Source organism: Pseudoalteromonas sp. NZS11, assembly GCF_015864765.1.
Taxonomy (GTDB): Bacteria; Pseudomonadota; Gammaproteobacteria; order Enterobacterales; family Alteromonadaceae; genus Pseudoalteromonas; species Pseudoalteromonas arctica.
Map to the genome: position 1 here is coordinate 493,109 of NZ_JADYWP010000003.1, position 22,673 is coordinate 515,781.

The 22,673-nt window shown below is 37.4% G+C and carries 21 protein-coding genes; 17 read left to right on the top strand and 4 right to left on the bottom strand.

What is annotated here, in order from left to right; translation table 11 throughout:
- Positions 1–27: 27 nt before the first annotated feature.
- The 6 genes from pyrD to I6E82_RS09250 all read left to right on the top strand — a co-directional run bounded on the left by pyrD (position 28) and on the right by I6E82_RS09250 (position 7,813).
- On the top strand, positions 28–1,038 hold the full coding sequence (gene pyrD / locus I6E82_RS09225; RefSeq protein ID WP_197117656.1) for a quinone-dependent dihydroorotate dehydrogenase: 1,011 nt from the start codon (positions 28–30) through the stop codon (positions 1,036–1,038).
- 117 nt (positions 1,039–1,155) lie between these two features.
- Complete coding sequence (locus tag I6E82_RS09230; RefSeq protein ID WP_007586900.1) at positions 1,156–1,686, top strand: cell division protein ZapC; 531 nt, start codon at positions 1,156–1,158, stop codon at positions 1,684–1,686.
- A 91-nt stretch (positions 1,687–1,777) separates the two neighbouring features.
- The gene (gene rlmKL / locus I6E82_RS09235; protein ID WP_170070828.1) at positions 1,778–3,895 is read left to right on the top strand and encodes a bifunctional 23S rRNA (guanine(2069)-N(7))-methyltransferase RlmK/23S rRNA (guanine(2445)-N(2))-methyltransferase RlmL; all 2,118 of its coding nucleotides are present in this window, start codon (positions 1,778–1,780) and stop codon (positions 3,893–3,895) included.
- Positions 3,888–4,127 carry a glutaredoxin family protein gene (locus tag I6E82_RS09240; protein WP_197117658.1) on the top strand — a complete coding sequence of 80 codons (240 nt, stop codon included), beginning with the start codon at positions 3,888–3,890 and terminating at the stop codon, positions 4,125–4,127. The genes rlmKL and I6E82_RS09240 overlap by 8 nt, the downstream gene beginning before the upstream one ends.
- Positions 4,128–4,142: 15 nt before the next feature.
- Positions 4,143–6,056, top strand: a complete 1,914-nt coding sequence (gene uup, locus I6E82_RS09245; protein ID WP_197117659.1) for an ATP-binding cassette ATPase Uup — start codon at positions 4,143–4,145, stop codon at positions 6,054–6,056.
- A gap of 11 nt (positions 6,057–6,067) precedes the next feature.
- Complete coding sequence (locus I6E82_RS09250; RefSeq protein WP_076924584.1) at positions 6,068–7,813, top strand: DUF3466 family protein; 1,746 nt, start codon at positions 6,068–6,070, stop codon at positions 7,811–7,813.
- 119 nt (positions 7,814–7,932) lie between these two features.
- Here the strand turns inward: I6E82_RS09250 and I6E82_RS09255 are convergent, their stop codons facing one another.
- Positions 7,933–8,439, bottom strand: a complete 507-nt coding sequence (locus tag I6E82_RS09255) for a DUF2062 domain-containing protein (protein ID WP_007586895.1) — start codon at positions 8,437–8,439, stop codon at positions 7,933–7,935.
- Between I6E82_RS09255 and I6E82_RS09260 the strand changes: the two genes are divergently transcribed.
- The 7 genes from I6E82_RS09260 to tcdA are packed head-to-tail and all read left to right on the top strand — an operon-like array spanning position 8,419 to position 15,880.
- Complete coding sequence (locus tag I6E82_RS09260; RefSeq protein ID WP_197117661.1) at positions 8,419–10,686, top strand: DNA internalization-related competence protein ComEC/Rec2; 2,268 nt, start codon at positions 8,419–8,421, stop codon at positions 10,684–10,686. The genes I6E82_RS09255 and I6E82_RS09260 overlap by 21 nt on opposite strands.
- Before the next feature lie 60 nt (positions 10,687–10,746).
- On the top strand, positions 10,747–12,492 hold the full coding sequence (gene msbA / locus I6E82_RS09265; RefSeq protein ID WP_010552665.1) for a lipid A export permease/ATP-binding protein MsbA: 1,746 nt from the start codon (positions 10,747–10,749) through the stop codon (positions 12,490–12,492).
- Positions 12,489–13,469, top strand: a complete 981-nt coding sequence (lpxK, locus tag I6E82_RS09270) for a tetraacyldisaccharide 4'-kinase (protein WP_024594729.1) — start codon at positions 12,489–12,491, stop codon at positions 13,467–13,469. The genes msbA and lpxK overlap by 4 nt, the downstream gene beginning before the upstream one ends.
- Complete coding sequence (locus I6E82_RS09275; protein ID WP_002961789.1) at positions 13,459–13,656, top strand: Trm112 family protein; 198 nt, start codon at positions 13,459–13,461, stop codon at positions 13,654–13,656. The genes lpxK and I6E82_RS09275 overlap by 11 nt, the downstream gene beginning before the upstream one ends.
- Entirely contained in the window at positions 13,644–14,405 is a 762-nt protein-coding gene (gene kdsB, locus I6E82_RS09280; RefSeq protein ID WP_197117663.1) for a 3-deoxy-manno-octulosonate cytidylyltransferase, read from the top strand. The genes I6E82_RS09275 and kdsB overlap by 13 nt, the downstream gene beginning before the upstream one ends.
- Positions 14,402–15,082 (top strand): TIGR01621 family pseudouridine synthase, encoded by a 681-nt coding sequence (locus I6E82_RS09285; RefSeq protein WP_197117665.1) that lies wholly within the window; start codon positions 14,402–14,404, stop codon positions 15,080–15,082. Before kdsB ends, I6E82_RS09285 begins: the two co-directional genes overlap by 4 nt.
- A complete protein-coding gene (tcdA, locus tag I6E82_RS09290) occupies positions 15,083–15,880 on the top strand; it encodes a tRNA cyclic N6-threonylcarbamoyladenosine(37) synthase TcdA (RefSeq protein ID WP_197117668.1) in 798 nt (265 codons plus the stop codon).
- Between the two features lie 6 nt (positions 15,881–15,886).
- Here the strand turns inward: tcdA and I6E82_RS09295 are convergent, their stop codons facing one another.
- From I6E82_RS09295 to I6E82_RS09305, 3 genes are all read right to left on the bottom strand, one after another.
- Complete coding sequence (locus I6E82_RS09295; RefSeq protein WP_008172666.1) at positions 15,887–16,303, bottom strand: SufE family protein; 417 nt, start codon at positions 16,301–16,303, stop codon at positions 15,887–15,889.
- A gap of 33 nt (positions 16,304–16,336) precedes the next feature.
- Positions 16,337–17,563 (bottom strand): SufS family cysteine desulfurase, encoded by a 1,227-nt coding sequence (locus I6E82_RS09300; RefSeq protein ID WP_197117670.1) that lies wholly within the window; start codon positions 17,561–17,563, stop codon positions 16,337–16,339.
- A gap of 115 nt (positions 17,564–17,678) precedes the next feature.
- Positions 17,679–18,965 carry a citrate synthase gene (locus I6E82_RS09305; RefSeq protein WP_007586875.1) on the bottom strand — a complete coding sequence of 429 codons (1,287 nt, stop codon included), beginning with the start codon at positions 18,963–18,965 and terminating at the stop codon, positions 17,679–17,681.
- A gap of 420 nt (positions 18,966–19,385) precedes the next feature.
- Here I6E82_RS09305 and sdhC point away from each other — a divergent pair, with 420 nt between their 5' ends.
- The 4 genes from sdhC to I6E82_RS09325 are packed head-to-tail and all read left to right on the top strand — an operon-like array spanning position 19,386 to position 22,601.
- Positions 19,386–19,763, top strand: coding sequence for a succinate dehydrogenase, cytochrome b556 subunit (gene sdhC / locus I6E82_RS09310; protein WP_076914908.1), 378 nt, complete (start codon positions 19,386–19,388; stop codon positions 19,761–19,763).
- A complete protein-coding gene (gene sdhD / locus I6E82_RS09315) occupies positions 19,754–20,101 on the top strand; it encodes a succinate dehydrogenase, hydrophobic membrane anchor protein (RefSeq protein WP_007586873.1) in 348 nt (115 codons plus the stop codon). The genes sdhC and sdhD overlap by 10 nt, the downstream gene beginning before the upstream one ends.
- Entirely contained in the window at positions 20,102–21,874 is a 1,773-nt protein-coding gene (sdhA, locus tag I6E82_RS09320; RefSeq protein ID WP_007375750.1) for a succinate dehydrogenase flavoprotein subunit, read from the top strand.
- 10 nt (positions 21,875–21,884) lie between these two features.
- Positions 21,885–22,601, top strand: a complete 717-nt coding sequence (locus I6E82_RS09325; RefSeq protein WP_007375751.1) for a succinate dehydrogenase iron-sulfur subunit — start codon at positions 21,885–21,887, stop codon at positions 22,599–22,601.
- The last annotated feature ends 72 nt before the right edge of the window (positions 22,602–22,673 follow it).

The following is a 22,673-nucleotide window of genomic DNA, read 5'->3' on the forward strand; positions in this document are numbered from 1 at the left end:
CTGAAATTTAAAAAGAGGATTATATTGATGTTTTATGATTTAGCTCGCCGTTTTATGTTTACCCGTGATGCGGAGTGGGCGCATGAGTTTGCACTTAATAATCTTCGTCGTTTTGCTAATACGCCTCTAAATATAGCTTGGTCACAAAGTGTTTCAGATAAACCCGTAAACTTTTTAGGTCTTGAATTTAAAAATCCAGTAGGGCTTGCCGCTGGCCTGGATAAAAATGCAGAATGTATAGATGCATTTAGTCAAATGGGATTTGGTTTTATTGAAGTTGGAACGGTTACACCGCGTCCTCAAGTTGGTAATGACAAGCCACGTATTTTTAGACTTCCAGAGTCAAACGCAATTATTAACCGTATGGGTTTTAATAATAAAGGTGTTGATAATTTAGTCGAAAATGTAAAAGCAGCAAAGTACAGTGGCATACTCGGTATCAATATTGGTAAAAATAAAGATACACCTAACGAGCAAGGTAAAGATGACTACATTCATTGTATGCGTAAAGTATTTGAGCATGCCTCATATATTACGGTAAATATTTCATCACCAAATACCCCAGGGCTTCGTGATTTACAATATGGTGCTGCACTTGATGATTTATTGCAAAGTCTTAAAAATGAACAGTTAGATTTAATTGCAAAGCATAATAAGCAAGTTCCTATGCTTGTAAAAATTGCACCGGATCTCGATCAAATACAAATAGAGCAAGTAAGTGAGTCACTTTTAAATAATAAAATTGATGGTGTAATTGCCACAAACACAACGCTTGAACGAGCCGCAGTCATGGGGCAGCAATATGCACAAGAGGCGGGCGGTTTATCAGGTCACCCTGTTAGAATGCGCTCTACAGAGGTAGTAAGTGAACTAAAACGCTTAACACAAGGTCAGCTACCAATCATCGGAGTCGGCGGTATTGATGATGCTATATCTGCAAAAGAAAAGTTAGATGCAGGCGCAAATTTAGTTCAGGTTTATACTGGGTTCATCTACAAAGGTCCACAATTGGTAAAGTCGATCGTTAACGGCTTATAAGGATCAGTTATCTAAGCTTTTGATCGTTAGCTAAATGTTCTAAGCAAACATTTTAAAAGTGGTCAAAAGCGGTTATACTCTGAGCAATAATTATTCAACATACCCAAGGAGGAGTAAATGTTACAAGCATCAAAGCAATGGCAGTGGATTACTTGTCCTGATAAAAATCGTTTGTTACTTGATTTAAATGACGACATGCAATTATGCACGCCTTATAAATTAAGACAGCTCACCGATTCTGTTTTTAAAAATCCACGTTTTAGTCTCGAAGATGCTGCATTTTACGAACAAGTTTATAATTATCTGGATGGATTTGAATTGTGGTCTGCGGCTCAAATTTGTCAAATATCATTAAATGCTACTGCTGTTAAGTATCACTTAAAACCCGTTTTAGCAAAAAGTTGGTTTTTTGAAGAATATACCGGGACAGAGCCAAGCGTAGAGGCAATAGTAAAATTAACATCTAAAGCGCAGTCAGGTGATTTTTTAATTGTAGAGCATTGTCCTGATGCATCTATTTGTTTGAATTTAAGTGAAACCTTTAAATTAGACGAAAACTTATCTTTAGCGCAATTTGAAGTAATCCGTATTTTGAATAATCGAGTACACCCCATCCTAAATCAGCAATATCAAAGTCAAACCGCCTAACCAAATTTAAGTCTTAAGCGTGTCTTTATGGCGTGTTTGTCGCCCAACCTATGTTATAATCCTGCGCAATTAGCTATTAAGGGTTATTACTTTGCAATTTATCGCACTTACTTCTATCGGAATCGAAAATTTATTGGTTGATGAACTAACAGAACTTGGCGCAACCGTGTCTAAGCAAACTGTTGGTTCTGTTCGTTTTGAGGCTGACTCATTACTTGCGCAAAAGGTTTGTTTATCAACTCGTTTTGCAACGCGTGTGCTTATGCTTATTGAAGAAAAAGAAGGCGTAGATGACAAAAATAGCCTGTATAATTTTGCGCGCTCGCAACCTTGGCAAGAATGGTTTGGACCTACGCAAACATTCGCTGTCGACTTCAATGGTACCAATGACTCATTAAAAAACACGCAATTTTCGGGTCTTGTAATCAAAGATGCAATTGTTGACTATTTTAATGATTTATACGAGCAACGTCCTAACGTTGATAAGCAAGATGCTAACGTGCGCGTAGTTGCACGATTAAATCGTTACGGCGTATCGATGTATATTGACTATTCAGGTCCTCGTTTGTCAGAACGTGGTTACCGCCAAGGCCAAGGTAAAGCGCCAATTAAAGAGCACTTAGCTGCTGCATTAATTAAGCGAAGTGGCTGGCTTGAAAATGTAAAACAGCCTTTATTCGATCCATGTTGTGGTGCGGGTACTATTTTGATAGAAGCTGCGGGTATGGCGCGAAACGAAGCGCCAGGATTATTCCGTGAAGGTTTTGCTTTTGAGCGTTTACCAAGTTTTAGAGCCGCTAAGTTTAAAGAGCTTAAAGAAGAGTTACTCGCTAATATTACCGATCCTAAATTGTGGTTAATTGGCCACGATTACGATGAACAAGTATTAAGTAAAGCAATTGATAATGCTAAACGAGCCGAGCTTGACGACGTGATTAAGTTTAAGCAAAGTGATGCAACTAAACTTACAGCTGTTGCAAAATTACCGGGTGTTGTAATTTCAAACTTACCATATGGTGAGCGTATTGGCTCTATGGCTGAGCTTGTTGATTTACACCGTAATTTAGGCGTTGGCTTTAAAAAGCACTTTAATCACTGGAAACTTGCCTTACTTGGTATGGACGAGAGCTTATTTAAACTTTTAAAACTTGTGCGCCTTAAGCGTTATAAATTTAAGAATGGCCCGCTTGATGTAGAACTTAACTTATATCAATTAGATGATAAGCAAGTCAGTTTGACCACAGATGATAAAAAAGCACTTAATTTTGAAGGCTCAACGTCATTTGCAAATCGATTGAAAAAGAATAAGCAAGGCTTAAAAAACTGGCTTAAACAAAATAAAATAGATGCTTATCGCGTCTATGAAGCGGATATCCCTGAATACAATGTTGCTGTAGATATTTATGGGGACTCTGCTGTAATTTTTGAATATGCAGCGCCTAAAGAAATTGATGAAAAAACATCAGAAAAGCGTCTGCAAGACGTAATAAGTTTAACGGCTCAACAGCTTGAAATTTCACCTGAAAACATTGCTGTAAAAGTACGTAAAAAGCAGAAGGGCGAAGATCAATACACCGCTATGTCTAAACAAAACCGTACTATGGTTGTTGAAGAGTTCGGTGCTAAGTTTAAAGTTAATTTATTTGACTACTTAGACACAGGCTTGTTTTTAGACCACCGCTTAATGCGTCGTTATATTCAAGAAAATGCTAAAGATAAACGTTTCTTAAATCTTTTTGCATATACAGGTACAGCTTCTGTACATGCTGCTCTTGGTGGTGCTAAAGCCATTACTACAGTTGATTTATCAAAGACCTACTTAAAATGGGGCCAAGATAACTTTGATTTAAATGGTATTAGTAATACACGATACCGCTTTGAACAAGCAGATTGTTTAAAATGGTTAGAGCACGCAACAGCGCAATACGATTTGATATTTTTAGATCCTCCAACGTTTTCAAACTCAAAACGTATGAAAGATGCATTTGATGTTCAGAGCGATCATATTAAATTATTAACGTGGGTAAAAAAGATTTTAAGCCCATCGGGTACGTTGATTTTCTCTAATAACAAACGTGGCTTTGTTATAGATGAAGTTGGTCTGATTGGTTTAGGTTTAAAAGCCGTTAATATTTCAGATAAAACGTTATCACCAGACTTTAAACGTAATAAAAAAATCCATAATAGCTGGCTAATCACACATGGCTAATTGGGTTTTATACCACACTGATGGTTGCCACTTGTGCGAGCAAGCTGAGCAACTTATCACTGAGGTACTTTGTGGTACTCGCGAGTTATTACTAATCGATATTATGACTGATGAGCAGCTTATAGCTGAGTATCAAATTACTATTCCTGTATTAAAAAGTGAAAAAGGCAAGCAATTATTTTGGCCTTTTACTTTAAACTCTGTGCGCGAATTTTTAGCACAAGCAGAATAAGAGCAAATAAGAACTATGGATTTAATTAGAATTTTAAAAGCACAACTTGCTTTTGGTACACATGCTTTGCTTAACAAAGCTGATGCTGTTATTGAAAGTGGCGAGCGAGTGTGTGTTGTTGGTAGAAATGGCGCGGGTAAATCAACTTTATTAAAAGTACTTGATGGACAAGTTGTTTTAGATGATGGCGAAATAAATCAGCTAGGTGGCATTCGAATTTCTCGCTTAGAGCAAGATCCACCAAAAGGTGCAAGCGGCACCGTATTTGATTACGTTGCGCAAGGTATGCCTGAGATTGCAAACTTACTAATTGATTTTCATCATGTTAGTAACGAGCTTCAAACAGAGTGTAACGATAAGTTATTAAATAAACTTGAACGTTTATCAAATCAACTAGAAGCAGCTGATGGCTGGCGCTTTGATAGCCGAATTCAATTAGTGCTAACACAATTAGAATTAACGCCAGAAGCTAAACTTGAGTCTCTTTCTGGTGGTTGGTTACGTAAAGTGGCACTTGCACGTGCACTTGTAAGTGAGCCTGATTTATTATTACTAGATGAGCCAACAAACCATTTAGACATGGCAAGTGTAATGTGGCTTGAACAGTTTTTAAAAGAATTTAAAGGCGGTATTGTATTTATCTCGCATGACCGTGCGTTTATTCGTGCTGTTGCTACGCGTATTTTAGATTTAGACCGTGGTAAGCTTATTTCGTACCCAGGCGATTACGCTACTTATTTAGAACAAAAAGCGCATGATCTGAAAGTTGAAGAAGCTCAAAATGCATTGTTTGATAAACGCTTAGCCGAAGAAGAAACGTGGATTCGACAAGGTGTTAAAGCACGTAGAACGCGTAACGAAGGTAGAGTTCGTGAGTTAAAGCAGCTTCGTACCGAGCGCAAACAACGTGTTGACCAAGTTGGTAAAACTGATTTCAATATTGAAACAGCAGACCGCTCTGGCAAGTTAGTATTTGAAGCTCAACATCTTTGTCATGCATTTAAAGACAAAGTTATTGCTGATGATTTTTCTACACTTGTAATGCGTGGTGATAGAATCGGTCTAGTAGGCCCAAATGGTATTGGTAAAACAACACTATTAAAGCTAATGTTTGGTGATTTAGAACCAGATAGCGGTATAACTAAGCAAGGTGTTAATTTAGAATTTGCTTACTTTGACCAATATCGTGAAAAGCTTGATGAAGAAGCAACAGTTCAAGATAACGTCGCCGAAGGTAAACAAGAAGTGATGATGGGCGGCCGCTCACGTCATGTTTTAGGTTATTTGCAAGACTTTTTATTCCCGCCAGCACGTGCTCGAACCCCTGTTAAAGCACTCTCTGGTGGTGAAAAAAACAGATTACTATTAGCTAAATTGTTTTTAAAACCGTCTAATATACTTGTTCTCGATGAGCCAACAAATGACTTAGACATTGAAACTTTAGAGTTACTAGAGGACATCATTAATCAATACCAAGGTACAGTGCTGATTGTAAGCCATGACCGTGAATTTATTGATAATACATGTTCAAGTGTATGGGCGTTTGAAGGTAACGGTAAAGTTACAGATATTGTAGGTGGTTATAGCGACTATGAGGCTTACGTTAACTACTTAGCTGAACAAGAAAAAAAAACTCAGCAACAACCAGTAAAAAAAGTTGAAAAAGTGGTCGCTCCAGTTGCCAAGCCAGTAGCCAAGACTAATAAACTCTCTTACAAATTAAAACTTGAATTAGAGCAACTACCGAATAAAATGGAAAAACTAGAAGCTGAAATTGAAGCTCAACAAGCTGTAGTTAGTGACTCAGACTTTTTTAAACAAGAGAGTGATGTAACAACTAAAGCATTGAACCATTTGGCACAACTTGAGTCTGACCTTGAAGCTGCGCTTGAGCGCTGGGAAGAACTTGAAGAATTACAGAATCAGTAGTAAGGACTAAAATGAAATATAAATTACTCGCTGCCAGTATTTTAGCGACATTAAGCACTTCAGCAACAAGTGCTACGTACCAGTTAAGTGAATTAGGGACTCTTGAAGACGCTAAATATTCTTATGTAACAGATGTAAGCGAAAGCGGGCATATTATTGGTTTCGCAAATGGTTTATACAATTTACCTATTGATATCAGCTATATAGATTTTACCGAAAATATTATTGAAAATAGCTACGATAATACAGAGGCTGCATTTGATTTAAGTGATAAAGAGATTACCTTTACACTTGATGACATTGAAAATAATGATGCAGTACTTACTAATTCTGATGCACATACTTTCATGGTTAGTTTTTTATCTTCAATTTCTACAAATTTTGAATATCAAAAATTAAGCTCATTAGTTGGCATTAAGTACAATGACACACAAGTAACAGAGCAACCGTTATTTGATGTTGCATCTGTTGATTATGATGGCTTAACGCGTTCAACTATTAACCTTTTTAATGCTGTAAGTGAAGACGGCGTTACTGTTGGTTGGGGCGGTGCTCCTTACGATAAAGTGTCTTTTACACCTGATGGTGAAGATGATGCAGAAACGTGGTTTACCCACGAATTTATAGAACGTGGGATTGTAATAAGTGCTGATGGCAGTATAAGTGTTGAGTTAGAGCCAGAGTTTAATGAATACGGCGGAACAAGCCGTGCTAACGATATTGTCAAAACTAATAGTGGTTACACTGTAGTCGGTAATATCTCTACAAGTATTCCTGATGACAGACAAGATAATATTGATGATAACTGTGATAATGAAGACGAACCAACGTCAGTGTGTATCAATTTATTAAATTCTAATATTTCACGAGGCTTATTTAATAAACGTGCTGTTAAATGGGAACTTGATGAATCGTTAAATATTATTTCTGTTGAAGAGCTTGGTATGGCACTTACACCTGATGAAGGTGAAACGGAAGATGACGCATTTACGAGTACTGCTTTAGCAGTGAACAACAACGGTACAATTGTAGGTTCATCAAATACGCGTTATTACAAAAATGATGATACGATTCTTACAATGCCAGTTTTTTTTAAAGACGGTGCAGTCACTGACTTTATTAATCAAGAAGACGATTGGCAGGCTGGTAAATCAATCGCTATTAATGATAATGATGTAATTACAGGTTATGCGACTAAGCGTATTGAAGGCACTCTTCGTAATAAATTCTTCTATCATGACATCGAAACAGGTAATACCGTTTTTCCAACTGATTATTTTTCAAGCTCAAGTTCTTATGGCAACGATATAAATAATCAAGGATATATTGTAGGCGAAGGGGAAGTGGGTGTTTCTGATAGCTCACGACTTAAAGAAGCCTTTATTTACAAAATTGGTGAAGATAAAATCACTAATCTAAACGATTTACTGCCTTGTTATGACACTGATGGCGAAACTGATTACGCTTATTCTATGGTTGAAGCAACAGCTATCAATGAAAATAATGAAATATTTGGTACTGCGACTAAGACAGTTGAAAAACTTGATTCTTTAGGCGGTGTTGTAACTGATATCAATGGCGAAATTGAATATGAGAGTGTTGCAATTGCAGTTAAGTTAACGCCAATTGCAAATGGTGAAGTAGAAAATTGTGCTCCAGTAGAAGCAGAAGTGTATGAGCGTAACTCTGCTAGCTTTCCTTGGTATACATTATTGCTATTACCATTAGTTGGCTTAAGACGTATATTTCGTTTTTAAAGTTTACTAATATTGATTATAAAAAACCAACTTAATAAAGTTGGTTTTTTTTCGTCTATAATATTTTATAAGATTAGGATTGCCGTGAATCTTATAATTATTATTTAGCTTTAACGCTACTAATTATTTCGCGATAACCATGCCTTTTTGACAGAACGGCGCCAAATAATATCAATACCAAAATAGCCGATAATTGATGCAATAGAAGCACATACTAATGAACCGAGTAAAAACGCAGGACCAATAGTTTCTATGCTCTCTAGAAACCAAGACCAACTTGCTTCAAATACAAAGTGTTGCTCCGGCTGATTAAGTATTAATGTACCGACTAAGTATGAGCCATAAAAAATAGGTGGCATAGTTAGAGGGTTTGTAAGCCATACTAATGCAACTGAGATAGGTAAATTAACCCTAAATAATATAGCGCCGGCTGCTGCTAAAACCATTTGAAAAGGAACAGGGATGAAAGCAAAAAATAACCCGACTGCAAATGCACCCCGAGCAGAACGTCTATTTAAATGCCAAAGATTTGCATCTTGTAAAAGGCGTCCAAATATCCTTAGTGATTTATGATGTCTAATTTTATTTGGATCAGGTAAAAATCTTTGGATCGTTTTTTTAGCCATTTAAAGCAACCATTTACATCAGTGTGGATAAGTCTTGGGTTTGTAATTGGCTGTATAGCAACCGTATTTTATTATCAAACTCTCGAATTTACAGTATTCACAATTTTCATTGTTATAGTGAGCGCTTATTTTAAGCCGTTTTTAACCGTATTGTTAGGCTTTATTTGTGCAATTTGCTTCGTTGGTATGCATTATTACGTTTTTTATAGTTTTGAAATACCAAAACAGGATGAAAAGTATGCACTTGATTCTACATTAATTGTTGAAGAGGTTATTTCTAATAAAAAACCTCAATACATTAAAGTTAAAATAGTGGCATTAGAAGAAAGTCATTTTTCAAACTTTAGAGCACCCAAAGCAATGCTCAGTGTTAATTCTGAACAATCTTTGGAAGTAGGCGATAAATTCTCAGCTTTAATTCATTTAAAAATTTTTCGTAGTAATAAAAATTTTAATGTATTTGATAATGAACGTTATGCTTTTATAAGTAGAATATTATTTAAAGGTAAAGTGCTTAATAAAAATCTTAAGATTATAAATAGCGACAAACAAAGCATAATTTTAGATTATCAACACTTCGTTAAAAACACTTATACGGATACACAATTACAGTGGCTCTATTATGCATTGCTGAGCGGTGAAAAATCGTTGATGAGCTACGCTGATAAACAATTAATGCAATCTCTTGGGTTAAGTCATTTACTTGCTATATCGGGGTTACATATTGGTTTGATTTTTAGCTTCGGTTATCTTGTTACTCGATTCATTTTTGCAAAAATTAATTTTTCGATTGGGCAATCATTCAACCTTACACTTTATTACAGTTCATCCGGGTTTTTAGCAGCCTTAGCTTATGTGTATTTAAGTGACTTTTTAGTATCGGCAACGCGAGCGCTTATCATGCTGGGTTGTTATTTATTATTGTATTTTCTTGCTAAGCAACCGCTGCGCTGGCGGAGCATTTTATTTGCTTTAGTTATTGTTCTTGTTGTTAATCCATTTAATTTGCTCAATCCAGGCCTCTACTTTTCATTTTTAGCGGTTGCTATAATTTTTACTGTTATTAATAAATTACCAATATTAAACGCTCGCATAAAAAACAAAGTTATTTCATTGTTTGTTATTCAAATAGCGTTATTTATTGGTTTATTGCCACTATCACTCTATTTTTTTAATGGGGTAAGTATTGCGGGTTTGATAATAAACTTAATTGCTATACCGCTGCTTTCAATCATTATCTTACCTTTTTTAATTGTTTTTACATTACTGAGTATCTTTTTAGATATAAGTATTTTAATAAATTTGTTCGATACTGGTTTATACGCATTATTTCAATTACTTTATGAAATACCAGAATCGTTAAGATGGATAACGACTGGGAAAGTTGACTCAATATTTGTCGTTTTTAGTTATATCATTATGTTGATGATTTATTTCCTTCCTTATAAATGGCTCGCTTTTATTCCAGCAATGACGCTTTTATTAAATTATTGGCTAACAGAAAAATCTAAGTGGCAACTTCATGTATTTGATGTAGGACATGGACTTATGGCTTTAATTGAAAAAGATAACCAAGTGCTTATCTATGATTTTGGCCCCAGTTATTTCAATCGTTTTAGCCGTACGCGAAGTATTTTATTGCCTTATATTAAAGCAAATAATTTAATAGTGAAAACGGCGATTCTAAGTCATGAAGATAATGATCACGCTGGAGGATTACAGCATTTCATAGATGCTGGCTTTGGAGAAACATTACAACAATTTCATCCTAAAAATACACATAGTGTATGTGAAGTTATAAACATTGATTTTGCTGGATTAAAAATACAAAGCTTTAGTACAAAAGGATTTGGAAATGAAAATGATGATTCATGCGTTGTTAGAGTATCAGATAATACTCATAGCGTTTTACTTACCGGTGATATATCAAAAGCGCGTGAAGCATCGTTATTAGCGGATAATACATCGTTAAAAAGTACAGTAATGTTAAGTCCGCATCACGGCAGCGATACATCCTCAAGTGTTAATTTTATAAATAACGTAGCTCCTAAAGTAGTTATTCATTCAAGTGCCTATAAAGGGCAGTGGGAATTCCCAAAGCCTCTTGTCGTCGAACGGTATAACCAAATAAATGCTCAGCAATTTACGACAGGCGTTGAAGGACAAATTAGTATTAAATTTTATGCAAAGAATTTGGCTATAGAAACAGCAAGAGGGCAGGAAAGTTACTGGTTTATCAAAGATTGACGTTTAGTTTTATCTCATCGAAGGATACAATACAGGTTGTTACTGTATTTAGAGAGTGTTATGGATCAAAGTACTACACAAATTTATAAACGACTTGTCTCGTATGTTGGCACCTACAAAAGCGTCGCATTTGTCGCAATTATTGGGATGATAGGCTATTCAGCAATGGATGCTTTATTTATTCAATTAATGAAGCCGTTTATTGATCAAGGTTTGAACCAGCGTAATACAGAAGTTTTAAAGTACGCTCCTTTTGTCGTTATCGCGTTAGTTCTAGGGCGTGGTGTTTTTAACTTTATGTCTTCCTACTGCTTAAGTTATGTAGGCTCCCAAGTTGTACGTTCTTTACGCCAAGAGTTATTTGAGCACATATTGCACTTACCCGTTTCTTTTCATGACAAAAACTCAACGGGAGATTTAATTTCAAAAATCACATTTGATACAGAACAAGTTCAACAGGCGATTACTAAAGCCTTGCTAATAGTTGTACGTGAAGGGGCATTTGTTGTATTTTTACTTGCGGTAATGTTCTATACCAGTTGGCAACTATCACTGATATTTTTAGTGATCATCCCACTTGTTGCTATTATTGTCGCCGTCGTCTCTAAACGTTTTCGCCACATTTCTAAAAACATTCAATCTGCCATGGGGCAAGTTACCCGTAGCTCAGAACAAATGCTGAGCGGACATAAAGTTATTCATGGTTTTGGTGGTCAAGATCAAGAGATTAATCACTTCTCGAAAATTAATAATCATAATCGTCAGCAACGTATCAAAATGGACGCAACTAAAGCGCTTAGTGTGTCTATAATTCAAATTTTAGCGGCAAGTGCCATGGCAGTTATTTTGTGGGCGGTGTCGTTGCCATCAATGATTGATACGATTACATCTGGTGACTTCATGGCATTAATTGCCTCAATGATGATGTTATTACGTCCGCTAAAACAACTTGCCAATGTGAATAGTGATATGCAACGTGGTATCTCTGCAGCGCAAAGTATATTTTTAGTTTTAGACGAAGAAATGGAAAAAGATACAGGCACTGTTTCGGTTGATAAAGTTAAAGGTTTAATTGAAGTTAAGAACGTAACCTTTAAGTACCCAACTAAAGATGAAGCCGTATTAAACGATTTGTCGCTAACGATTGAGGCGGGTGAAAGTATTGCCTTAGTAGGTCGCTCAGGCTCTGGTAAGTCAACAATTTCTAACTTGTTACCCCGCTATTATGATTTAGAACTACCGAGTGAAATTTTACTTGATGGCATAGCACTGCAGGACTATAAATTAACTGATCTGCGTCGCCAATTTGCTTTAGTCTCTCAGCAGGTTGTGTTATTTAACGATACGATTGCCAATAATATTTGTTATGGCATAAAGCACGATGTGTCTGTTGCAGAGTTAGAGCAAGTTGCCAAACAAGCGCACGTGTGGGAATTTGTTAAAGACCTGCCTGAGCAATTAAACACCATGGTAGGCGAAAATGGGGTAATGCTCTCAGGTGGTCAACGCCAGCGAATAGCGATAGCGCGTGCAATATTAAAAGATGCACCTATTTTGATTTTAGATGAGGCAACATCAGCACTTGATACCGAATCAGAAAAGCTTATTCAGCAAGCGTTAGAAACGCTAATGAAAGATAAAACCTCTATTGTTATAGCACATCGCTTATCTACTATTGAAAACAGTGACCGAATTTATGTTATTGATAACGGTCGTGTGATAGAAAGTGGCGATCATAGTAGCTTATTAGCAAATGACGGTACTTATTCAGCACTTTGCAAAATGCAGTTTGGTGATCAGGCGTGAGCAAAATAGAGCAAAGCTGGTATAAACCATTTGGTCTAATTACTTTACTGTTATTACCATTAAGTGCTTTGTTTTGGGTTGTATCGTCATTTCGAAAATACTTATACAGCGCTAAAATACTTAAATCTTTTGAGTGCAAAACGCCTGTAATTGTAGTTGGCAATATAAGCGTTGGCGGTAATGGTAAAACGCCTTTTGTTTTGTGGCTGTATAGTCATTTAACACAGCAAGGTTTATCAGTGGGTATTATTAGTAGAGGTTATGGTGGGCAATCAGATAATTACCCGCTGTTAGTCACTTCAGTTGTTGACGCCCAACAGGCTGGAGATGAGCCTGTACTTTTATACCATCGTTTAAAGTGCCCAATAGCAGTTGGCCCTAATAGACAACACAATATCGATTTATTAGAAAAAAATTATACGCTAGATGTCATTATTTCTGATGATGGGATGCAGCATTATAAAATGCCTCGTAGCATTGAGTGTTGTATTGTTGATAGTGAACGCCGCTTTGGTAATGGTTTTGTTATGCCCGCAGGGCCACTACGCGAAACAACTAAACGCTTACAAAGTGTTGATATAGTAATTGAAAATGGCGGTGAGGCTAATAATAGCTACGTGCTGCAAGTAAGTAACCTTCGCTTAGTTAATTCAAGTGATGATGCAAAAAGTAACGTAAGCGAGGCGCATGCAATAAGTGCAATTGGGAACCCTAAACGGTTTGAAAACTCATTAGAAGCACAAAATATTAAGCTATTGTCGACTCATCACTTTAGAGATCATTATGCTTATACAGCAGATGATTTTATTCAGTTTGGTGATGATTGCATTATAATGACCGAAAAAGACGCGGTTAAATGTAAGTCCTTTGCAAAACCTAATTGGTATTATTTACCTGTAGATGCAGAGCCTTCCGATAGCGTAATAAACACATTAAATTCATTATTAAAAGAAAAAGGAATACTCAATGGCCTTTGATACAAAATTACTCGAGATAATTGCCTGCCCAGTTTGTAAGGGTAAATTACGCTTTGATAGAGAAAACAACGAACTAATTAGTACTGCAGCTAAGCTTGCTTACCCCGTTCAAGATGATATTCCAGTATTGCTTGAAAACGAAGCACGTGAGTTATCTTTAGAAGAGGTTGAAAAGTGGAATTCGTAGTTGTAATTCCTGCACGTTTTGCATCAACCCGACTACCTGGTAAGCCGCTTGCTGATATTTGCGGTAAGCCAATGGTTCAACATGTTTACGAAAAAGCATGTTTATCAGGTGCAAGTAAAGTGGTTATAGCAACCGATCATCAAAAAGTGTTTGATGCAGTAAGTTTATTTACTAGTGATGTTGTAATGACTCGCGAAGATCACCAATCGGGTACTGAGCGTTTAGCCGAAGTAGTTGATTTACTTGATCTCGACAGCAATACAATTGTGGTTAATGTACAAGGCGATGAGCCCTTACTTGCGCCAGAAAATGTATCCCAAGTTGCTGCACTATTAAGTGATTCAACAGCACCAATGGCAACGTTAAGTGTTGCTATCGAAGAGCTTGATGAAGTATTTAATCCTAATGCCGTTAAAGTGGTTAGCGATATAAATAAAAATGCGCTGTATTTTTCTCGTGCAAGTATTCCGTTTGATAGAAGCACAATGATGAATGACAGCAGTGCTCTTAATTTAGCGCCATTTCAGCGCCACGTAGGTATTTATGCGTACAGAGCGGGTTTTATTAAACAATATATAGAATTGAGCGTATCGCCACTTGAGCTACTTGAATCGCTTGAGCAGTTACGTGTGTTGTATCATGGTTATAAAATCAAAATAGAACAAGCTCAAATAGCCCCTCATGCAGGTGTCGATACGCCCGATGACTTAGCGAAGGTGATAGCGCATATTAAAAGTACAAACGCGTGAGTGAGCAAGTAAGTAAAATATTAAAAATCATTTTTACACATAACGATTTTTATATTTTAGAAAAGCCAGCGGGTCTTAATTTTCATTCAGAAGATGGTCCCGGCTTTGTTGTTTTAGCTGAACAACAATTATCTCAAAAGCTTTATGCCGTTCACCGTTTAGATAAAGTGACATCAGGGCTTATTATTTTAGCTAGAAACAAAGCCGCTGCGGCCAGCTTTACTGTTATGTTTACCGAGCATGCTATCGCTAAATTTTATTTAGCGATTAGTGATGCTAAACCAAAAAAGAAGCAAGGTTGGATTAAAGGCGATATGGCTAAATCTCGCCGTGGCTCGTTTAAGTTACTAACGAGTAAGCTTAACCCTGCAATCACCCGATTTTATTCGCAAAGCTATAAGCCTGGGTTTAGAGGGTATATTTTAAAACCTTACTCAGGAAAGACGCATCAATTAAGAGTGGCACTAAAAAGTGTTGGCTCACCTATTTTAGGCGATGCAATGTATGCAGGTACGTCTTCAAATCGTACCTATTTACATGCATATGCGTTGAGCTTTTTATGGCAAGGTGAACAAATACAGCTAACTTTATTACCCGATAATGGTGATGAGTATTTGGCGTTAATTAAACATCAAGATTTTCAAGCATGGCAATCGCCATGGCAACTGGATTGGTAAATGAGCGAAAAAGTTACAGATATACGTTTTGGTGGAATTAAGCGTTTGTATGGTCATCAACAATTTGATTGGCTTCAAGAAGCACACTTTTGTGTAGTAGGTATTGGTGGTGTAGGAAGCTGGGCGGCTGAAGCACTTGCACGTACAGGTGTTGGTAAAATAACATTGATTGATTTGGATGATATTTGCGCGACTAACGTCAATAGACAAATTCATGCGTTAACGGGCACTATTGGTCAAGCTAAAGTAGATGCAATGAAAGCGCGCTGCGAGCTTATTAATCCACAGTGCCAAATTAATGTGATAGATGATTTTATTACGCTTGATAATATTCAAGAGCATATTCAAGGTTTTGATTATGTAATTGATTGTATTGATGCAGTTAAAGAAAAAGCAGCATTAATTGCTCACTGTAAACGTAATAAACTACCTATAATTACAACTGGTGGTGCTGGCGGGCAAACAGATCCTAGCCAAATAACTTTTGGTGATGTAGCCAAAACTACGCAAGACCCATTGCTTGCAAAAGTACGTTATATTTTGCGTAAGCAGTATAATTTTAGTAATAATCCTAAACGTAAGTTTAATATTGATTGTGTTTACTCAACAGAGCAATTGGTTTACCCAGGAAGCGATGGCAGCGTATGTCATGCAAAGCAAAGTGCTGATGGCACGATGAATATGGACTGTAATAATGGTTTTGGATCTGTGACTATGATCACAGGAAGCTTCGGCTTTTTTGTTGCGGCAAAAGCGGTGCGTAAATATCTAGATAAAAAACAACGCTCGCAAGCTTAGTTTTCGTTAACTAAGCTTGTGTTGTGCCATGGTTTGTATTTTATCAACCATGGCTTTAATACCATTACCACGTGATGCGCTTAAGTGGCTTATAAGACCGAGCTTTTCAAATTCTTCATACGCATTTTTATTCACTACTTGCTCTGGTGTGAGGCCATTGTAAAGCGCTAAAATAATGGCTAATAATCCTTTTACTATACGTGTATCTGAGTCACCAATTACAACAAGTGTATTTTCTGTTAAATCAAATTCAACAAACATCCATACTTTGCTTTCACAGCCAGGTACAAGTGCATCATCAGTTTTCAAAACATCAGCTAAAACAGGTAAAGTTTTTCCTAAAAGCATTATCTCACGATATTTTTGCTGCCAAGCGGGCGCATTTTTTATAGATTCTGTGACTTTGTTAAACGTATTTGTCATGAGTTATCCTAATTAATTCTATTAAAGTGACGTTTAGTCCAGTAAAGCGATACATTTTTTAAGTGAATCAATGAATATATCTACATCTTCATAGGTATTATAAAAACAAAAGCTCGCTCTTAGCGTTCCATTAAGCCCTAAATGTGTCATTAATGGCTGTGTACAATGGTGTCCACTCCTTACTGCAACCCCGTACCCGTCAAGTAAAGTTGCCAAATCATAAGGATGTTCATCATTTAAGTTGAAGCAGAGTGTACCAATATTGTCAGATAGGTTGCTGTATATTGTAATACCATCAACCTTTACCAATTTTTGAGCTGCATAACTAAACAATTTTTGCTCATATTGCTGAATTTTTGCGTGATCTAATTCATTTAAATAGTCTAATGCGGCACCAAAGCCTAAAACTCCAGAGATATTTGGTGTTCCAGTTTCAAATTTTGCAGGCGCAGGACGATAAGTACTGTGAGTTAAGTACACTTTATCGATCATTTCCCCACCTGATTGGTAAATCTCAAGTGTATTTAATTGCTCATATCGACCATAAAGCACACCTAATCCTGTTGGGCCGAGCATTTTATGGCTTGAGCAGACATAAAAGTCACAGTTTAATTCACGTAAATCGGGTTTTAAATGCAGTGCACCTTGTGCACCATCGACTAAAACAAGAGAATTGACGTCTTTTGCAGCTCTAATTAGTGGTTTTAAATCGGTTATATTACCCAGTGTGTTAGATGCTTGTGTAATAGCTAATAGGGCAGGTTTTGTTTCTTTTATAAATTCACAGCATTCTTTGGTGTTCAGCGTGCCATTTTTATTTAGTGGAAGCGCTATTAATTTAGCACCCGTTTGTTGACTCACTATTTGCCAAGGCACTATGTTTGCATGATGCTCAAGCGGAGATATCATTATGGTATGACTTTCATTTAAGCGCTTTTTTAATCCGTTAGCGACCAAGTTAATGGCTTCTGTAGCGCCTTTAGTCCATACAATCTCTTTACTAAATACATTGAAATACTGTGCAGTTTTATCCCGTACTTGTTCATATGAATAAGTTGCTTGCTCGCTAAGTGTATGGCGTCCACGGTGTACATTAGCGTTTTGAAACGTATAGAATTCAGTAATTGTATCTATAACTGATTGAGGCTTTTGTGAGGTTGCTGCTGAGTCTAAATAAACAAGCGGGCAGCCGTTTATTGTTTGATTTAATGTTGGGAAGTCGTTTCTAATTTTATTTATATCAAACTTTAAAGCAAGCATGGCTCATCTACATAGTGTTTTTAAGGCAGGAATTGTAATCGGTTTATGATAATTCTCAAGTGTTGTTAATAAAAAAGGCCGCAAAATGCGGCCTTTTTAAACTAACCAACGTTAATTAACGCTTGTCAGTTGATACGTAGTCACGTTGAGTGTAACCAGTATAAAGTTGACGAGGACGGCTGATCTTATGACCAGGTTGAGATAGCATCTCATCCCAGTGAGTGATCCAACCAACAGTACGTGCCATTGCAAAGATTACAGTGAACATGCTTGTTGGAATACCAATCGCTTTTAAGATAATACCAGAGTAGAAATCTACATTAGGGTATAGTTTTTTCTCTACAAAGTACGGGTCTTCAAGCGCAATTTGCTCAAGCTTCATAGCAATATCAAGAAGTGGATCTTGGATGTTCAGCTCAGCTAAAACTTCGTGACACGTTTGACGCATTACTGTAGCGCGTGGGTCAAAGTTTTTGTAAACACGGTGTCCAAAGCCCATAAGGCGGAACGGGTCAGCTTTATCTTTAGCTTTAGCTACGTATTCATCGATACGGTCAACAGAGCCAATCTCTTCTAACATGTTTAAACATGCTTCATTAGCGCCGCCGTGAGCAGGTCCCCATAAAGATGCAATACCAGCTGCAATACATGCATACGGGTTAGCACCAGATGAACCAGCAAGACGAACTGTTGAAGTTGATGCATTTTGTTCATGATCTGCATGAAGCATAAAGATTTTATCCATTGCTTTTGCAGTTACAGGATTAACTTTATATTCTTCAGCAGGTACAGAGAACATCATGTGTAAGAAGTTTTCTGCGTAGCTTAAATCGTTACGTGGGTATACAAACGGTTGGCCGATATTTGTTTTATAAGCCATTGCCGCGATTGTTGGTAACTTAGCAACAAGCTTAACTGCGCTTGTTTTACGTTGTTCAGCATCAGTAATATCAAGGTCTTCATGATAGAAAGATGATAATGCACCTACTACGCCACAAAGCATTGCCATTGGGTGAGCGTCAAAGCGGAAACCTTGGAAAAAGTTAGCAATCTTCTCGTCAAGCATAGTGCTTGTAGTGATTTCATTCTTAAAAACTTCATATTGTTCTTTAGAAGGTAACTCACCATTTAAAAGTAAGTAACAAAGTTCAATGTAATTTGAGTCTTCAGCTAATTGCTCAATTGGGTAACCACGGTGAAGTAGTACACCTTTACCACCATCAATATAGGTGATTGCAGATTCACAAGAACCAGTCGACATGAAACCTGGGTCATAAGTAAAGTGACCGTGTGAACCTAACGTACGTACGTCGATTACATCTTGGCCAGCAGTGCCTTGATAAATTGGAAGTTCGATTGGATCTAGTCCATCAATTTGGACTGTGGCTTTTTTATCTGCCATCGTTATGTATCTCCTATTAAGATATCTATTCTGATTTTTAGATTTTAAAGTTCTGAAATCTGTTTTAAGCACATCTTCTCATTTTAACGTGAAAGAGGGGGTTAAAGTCAATTTTTATAAACATTATGCATATATGTATAATAAATATTCGGTATTAATTAAATATAATACTATTGGCTAATTCGCAAACATCTCTAAATAAACAAGAATTGTAAAAAGCCCTGTGGGTATATATACTAACGGTGGTTTTAAACCGTATTGTATTTGGGTAAACATATTCTTAACAGCTTAAAATTTACAGGTTTGTGAACTTTAATTGTTTTGGTACGTTTATTTTGATAGTTCCATCAGTAATATTTGGTGGGTTTTTAGAAAAACAAGTAGATGAGCTCCACTGTGAGCAAAGATGGGCAAGTAACTGTGAAAAAGCAAAGACCTGTAAATCTAGATCTAACAACTATATCTATGCCGGCAACGGCTAAAGCTTCAATTTTTCACCGCGTCACCGGTGTTGCATTATTTTTTGCTTTAACGTTTGTCATTTGGGCTTGGTCTGAGTCTCTCTCTTCAGCTGAAAGTTTTGAATTCGTCAAGGGTCTGTTTAACGGATTCATTGCCAAATTTATAGCTTGGGGCACTGTTTCTGTATTAGGTTATCACCTTATTGGTGGTATCCGTCATATGATTATGGATATGGGACATTGGGAAGAACTTGAATCAGGTAACCTCAGCGCTAAAGTTTCAATGGCTCTTGGTGTTGTGTTTGCCGTATTGGCAGGGGTGTGGATATGGTTTTAAATCAAGCAACTCTAAAACGTGATGGTGTACAAGATTTCGTATCTTTACGTACCACGGCATTAATAATCAGCGCTTACGCGATTTTTATTATAGGCTATTTTTTAGCGACGCCAGAAGTCACTTTCGAAGCCTGGACAGGCCTCTTCTCTAACCTAGCAATGAAAGGGTTTACGTTAATTACCCTTGTTTGCATTATGGTTCATACCCGCATTGGCCTTTGGCAAGTTCTTACAGACTATGTTAAGTGCGCAAAGCTTCGTGCAGTTTTAGGTTTTGTATTAAACCTAATGGCCGTTGCTTACGTAGCTATTGGTCTAATCGTATTATGGGGTGTTTAAGTGAAATATTCTGTTCGTGAATTTGACGCCGTAGTAATTGGTGCAGGTGGTGCAGGTATGCGCGCTGCTTTAGCAATTACAGAATCTGGCAAAACGTGTGCATTAATTTCTAAAGTATTCCCAACGCGCTCACACACTGTATCTGCTCAAGGCGGTATTACGGTTGCGCTTGGTAATTCACACGAAGATAACTGGGAATGGCATATGTACGATACCGTTAAAGGTTCCGATTTTATCGGTGACCAAGACGCTATTGAATACATGTGTCAAACTGGCCCAGAAGCTATTACCGAATTAGAAAACATGGGTTTACCATTTTCTCGTTTTGAAAATGGCCGTGTTTACCAACGTCCTTTCGGTGGTCAATCGAAAAACTTTGGTGGTGAACAAGCCGCGCGTACTGCAGCAGCTGCTGACCGTACTGGTCATGCTTTATTACACCTTCTATATCAACAAAACGTTAAAAACAAAACAAATGTATTCTCTGAATGGTATGCACTTGATTTAGTTAAAAACGATAATGGTGATGTAGTAGGGTGTACTGCAATTGAGATTGAGACAGGTGAAGTTACCTTCTTCAAATCTAAAGCTGTTGTATTAGCTACTGGTGGTGCAGGTCGTATATTTGCATCAACCACTAATGCTCACATTAACACTGGTGACGGTGTTGGTATGGCAACACGTGCTGGTATTTCTATGCAAGACATGGAAATGTGGCAGTTCCACCCAACGGGTATCGCAGGTGCTGGTACGCTAGTAACTGAAGGTTGTCGTGGTGAAGGCGGTTATCTTTTAAATAAAGATGGCGAACGCTTCATGGAACGTTACGCACCAAACGCAAAAGACTTAGCGTCTCGCGACGTTGTTGCACGTTCAATGATGACTGAAATCCGTGAAGGTCGTGGTTGTGATGGTCCTTGGGGTCCACATCTTAAGTTAAAACTTGACCATTTGGGTGAAGAAACACTTAACTTACGTCTTCCTGGCGTATGTGACCTTGCTAAAACATTTGCTCACGTTGACCCTGCAAAAGAGCCAATTCCAGTAATTCCAACTTGTCATTATATGATGGGTGGTGTTCCTACTAATGTAAATGGACAAGCGCTACAAATCGATGCTCAAGGCAACGAAACAGTAGTTCAAGGTTTATTTGCAGTAGGTGAGATTGCATGTGTATCTGTACACGGTGCAAACCGCTTAGGTGGTAACTCATTACTTGATTTAGTTGTGTTTGGTCGTGCTGCGGGTAACTTCTTAGGTAAGTACCTAAATGACGTTGAAATATCTAAAGCTGCTTCAGAATCAGACTTAGAAGCGTCTCTTGCACGTTACAATCGTTGGGAAAATTCAACGGCTGGCCAAGGTGAAGATCCAGTTCAAATCAAAAAAGACCTACAACAATGTATGCAGCTTAACTTCTCGGTATTCCGTGAAGGTGACTCAATGGCTGCAGGTCTTCAAGAACTTAAAGAAATTCGCGAACGTCTGCAACATGCTCGTCTTGATGATAAATCATCAGACTTCAATACGCAGCGTATCGAATGTCTTGAACTAGACAACTTAATGGAAACAGCTTACTCGACTGCAGTAGCTGCAAACTTCCGTACAGAAAGCCGTGGTGCACATTCTCGCTTTGACTACCCAGATCGTGATGACGAAAACTGGTTATGTCACTCAGTATTCAATCCTGTAACGGATGAAATGAGTAAGCGTGATGTAAACTATGCGCCTAAAACGCGTGAAGCTTTCCCACCTAAAGCACGTGTTTACTAGGAGATAGACGATGGCACAAGTACAATTTTCAGTTTATCGTTATAATCCAGATGTTGACAACGCTCCTCGTATGCAAGAATACACCTTGCAAACAGAGGAAGGTCACGACATGATGGTGTTGGATGCACTTATTCTTCTAAAAGAACAAGATCCTACATTATCTTTCCGTCGTTCATGCCGTGAAGGTGTGTGTGGATCTGATGGTGTTAACATGAATGGTAAAAATGGTTTAGCATGTATTACTCCTTTATCTACGCTACAAAAAAATGGCAAAGGTAAAATCGTAGTACGTCCATTACCAGGTTTACCTGTGGTTCGTGACCTTGTTATTGACATGAGTCAGTTCTACACTCAGTACGAAAAAGTTAAACCTTATTTAATTAATGATCAGCCTGCAGCAGGCGAACGTCTTCAAACTATTGAAGAACGTGATAAATTAGATGGGCTTTATGAGTGTATTTTGTGTGCATGTTGTTCAACATCGTGTCCTTCGTTCTGGTGGAATCCAGACAAGTTCATTGGTCCAGCAGGCCTTCTTCATGCTTACCGTTTCTTGGCTGATAGCCGAGATACAGCAACTGAAGAACGTTTAGCGGATTTAGACGATGCGTTCAGTGTGTTCCGTTGTCACAGTATCATGAACTGTGTTAGCGTTTGTCCTAAGGGTCTTAATCCGACCAAAGCAATTGGACAAATCAAATCTATGTTACTAAACCGAGCGGTTTGATAGCTTAGTAAAGGTAAGATGGCTAATATTAAATTATATTAGCCATCTTGTTATAATAACTATTAATTTCTG

Coding starts and splice junctions, on each gene's coding strand:
- I6E82_RS09325 (WP_007375751.1), top strand. CDS start 21,885: ATGGCACAAGTACAATTTTCAGTTTATCGTTATAATCCAGATGTTGAC.
- uup (WP_197117659.1), top strand. CDS start 4,143: ATGGATTTAATTAGAATTTTAAAAGCACAACTTGCTTTTGGTACACAT.
- tcdA (WP_197117668.1), top strand. CDS start 15,083: ATGAGCGAAAAAGTTACAGATATACGTTTTGGTGGAATTAAGCGTTTG.
- pyrD (WP_197117656.1), top strand. CDS start 28: ATGTTTTATGATTTAGCTCGCCGTTTTATGTTTACCCGTGATGCGGAG.
- I6E82_RS09230 (WP_007586900.1), top strand. CDS start 1,156: ATGTTACAAGCATCAAAGCAATGGCAGTGGATTACTTGTCCTGATAAA.
- I6E82_RS09240 (WP_197117658.1), top strand. CDS start 3,888: ATGGCTAATTGGGTTTTATACCACACTGATGGTTGCCACTTGTGCGAG.
- I6E82_RS09275 (WP_002961789.1), top strand. CDS start 13,459: ATGGCCTTTGATACAAAATTACTCGAGATAATTGCCTGCCCAGTTTGT.
- I6E82_RS09305 (WP_007586875.1), bottom strand. CDS start 18,965: ATGGCAGATAAAAAAGCCACAGTCCAAATTGATGGACTAGATCCAATC.
- I6E82_RS09250 (WP_076924584.1), top strand. CDS start 6,068: ATGAAATATAAATTACTCGCTGCCAGTATTTTAGCGACATTAAGCACT.
- msbA (WP_010552665.1), top strand. CDS start 10,747: ATGGATCAAAGTACTACACAAATTTATAAACGACTTGTCTCGTATGTT.
- I6E82_RS09255 (WP_007586895.1), bottom strand. CDS start 8,439: ATGGCTAAAAAAACGATCCAAAGATTTTTACCTGATCCAAATAAAATT.
- sdhD (WP_007586873.1), top strand. CDS start 19,754: ATGGTTTTAAATCAAGCAACTCTAAAACGTGATGGTGTACAAGATTTC.
- I6E82_RS09300 (WP_197117670.1), bottom strand. CDS start 17,563: ATGCTTGCTTTAAAGTTTGATATAAATAAAATTAGAAACGACTTCCCA.
- I6E82_RS09295 (WP_008172666.1), bottom strand. CDS start 16,303: ATGACAAATACGTTTAACAAAGTCACAGAATCTATAAAAAATGCGCCC.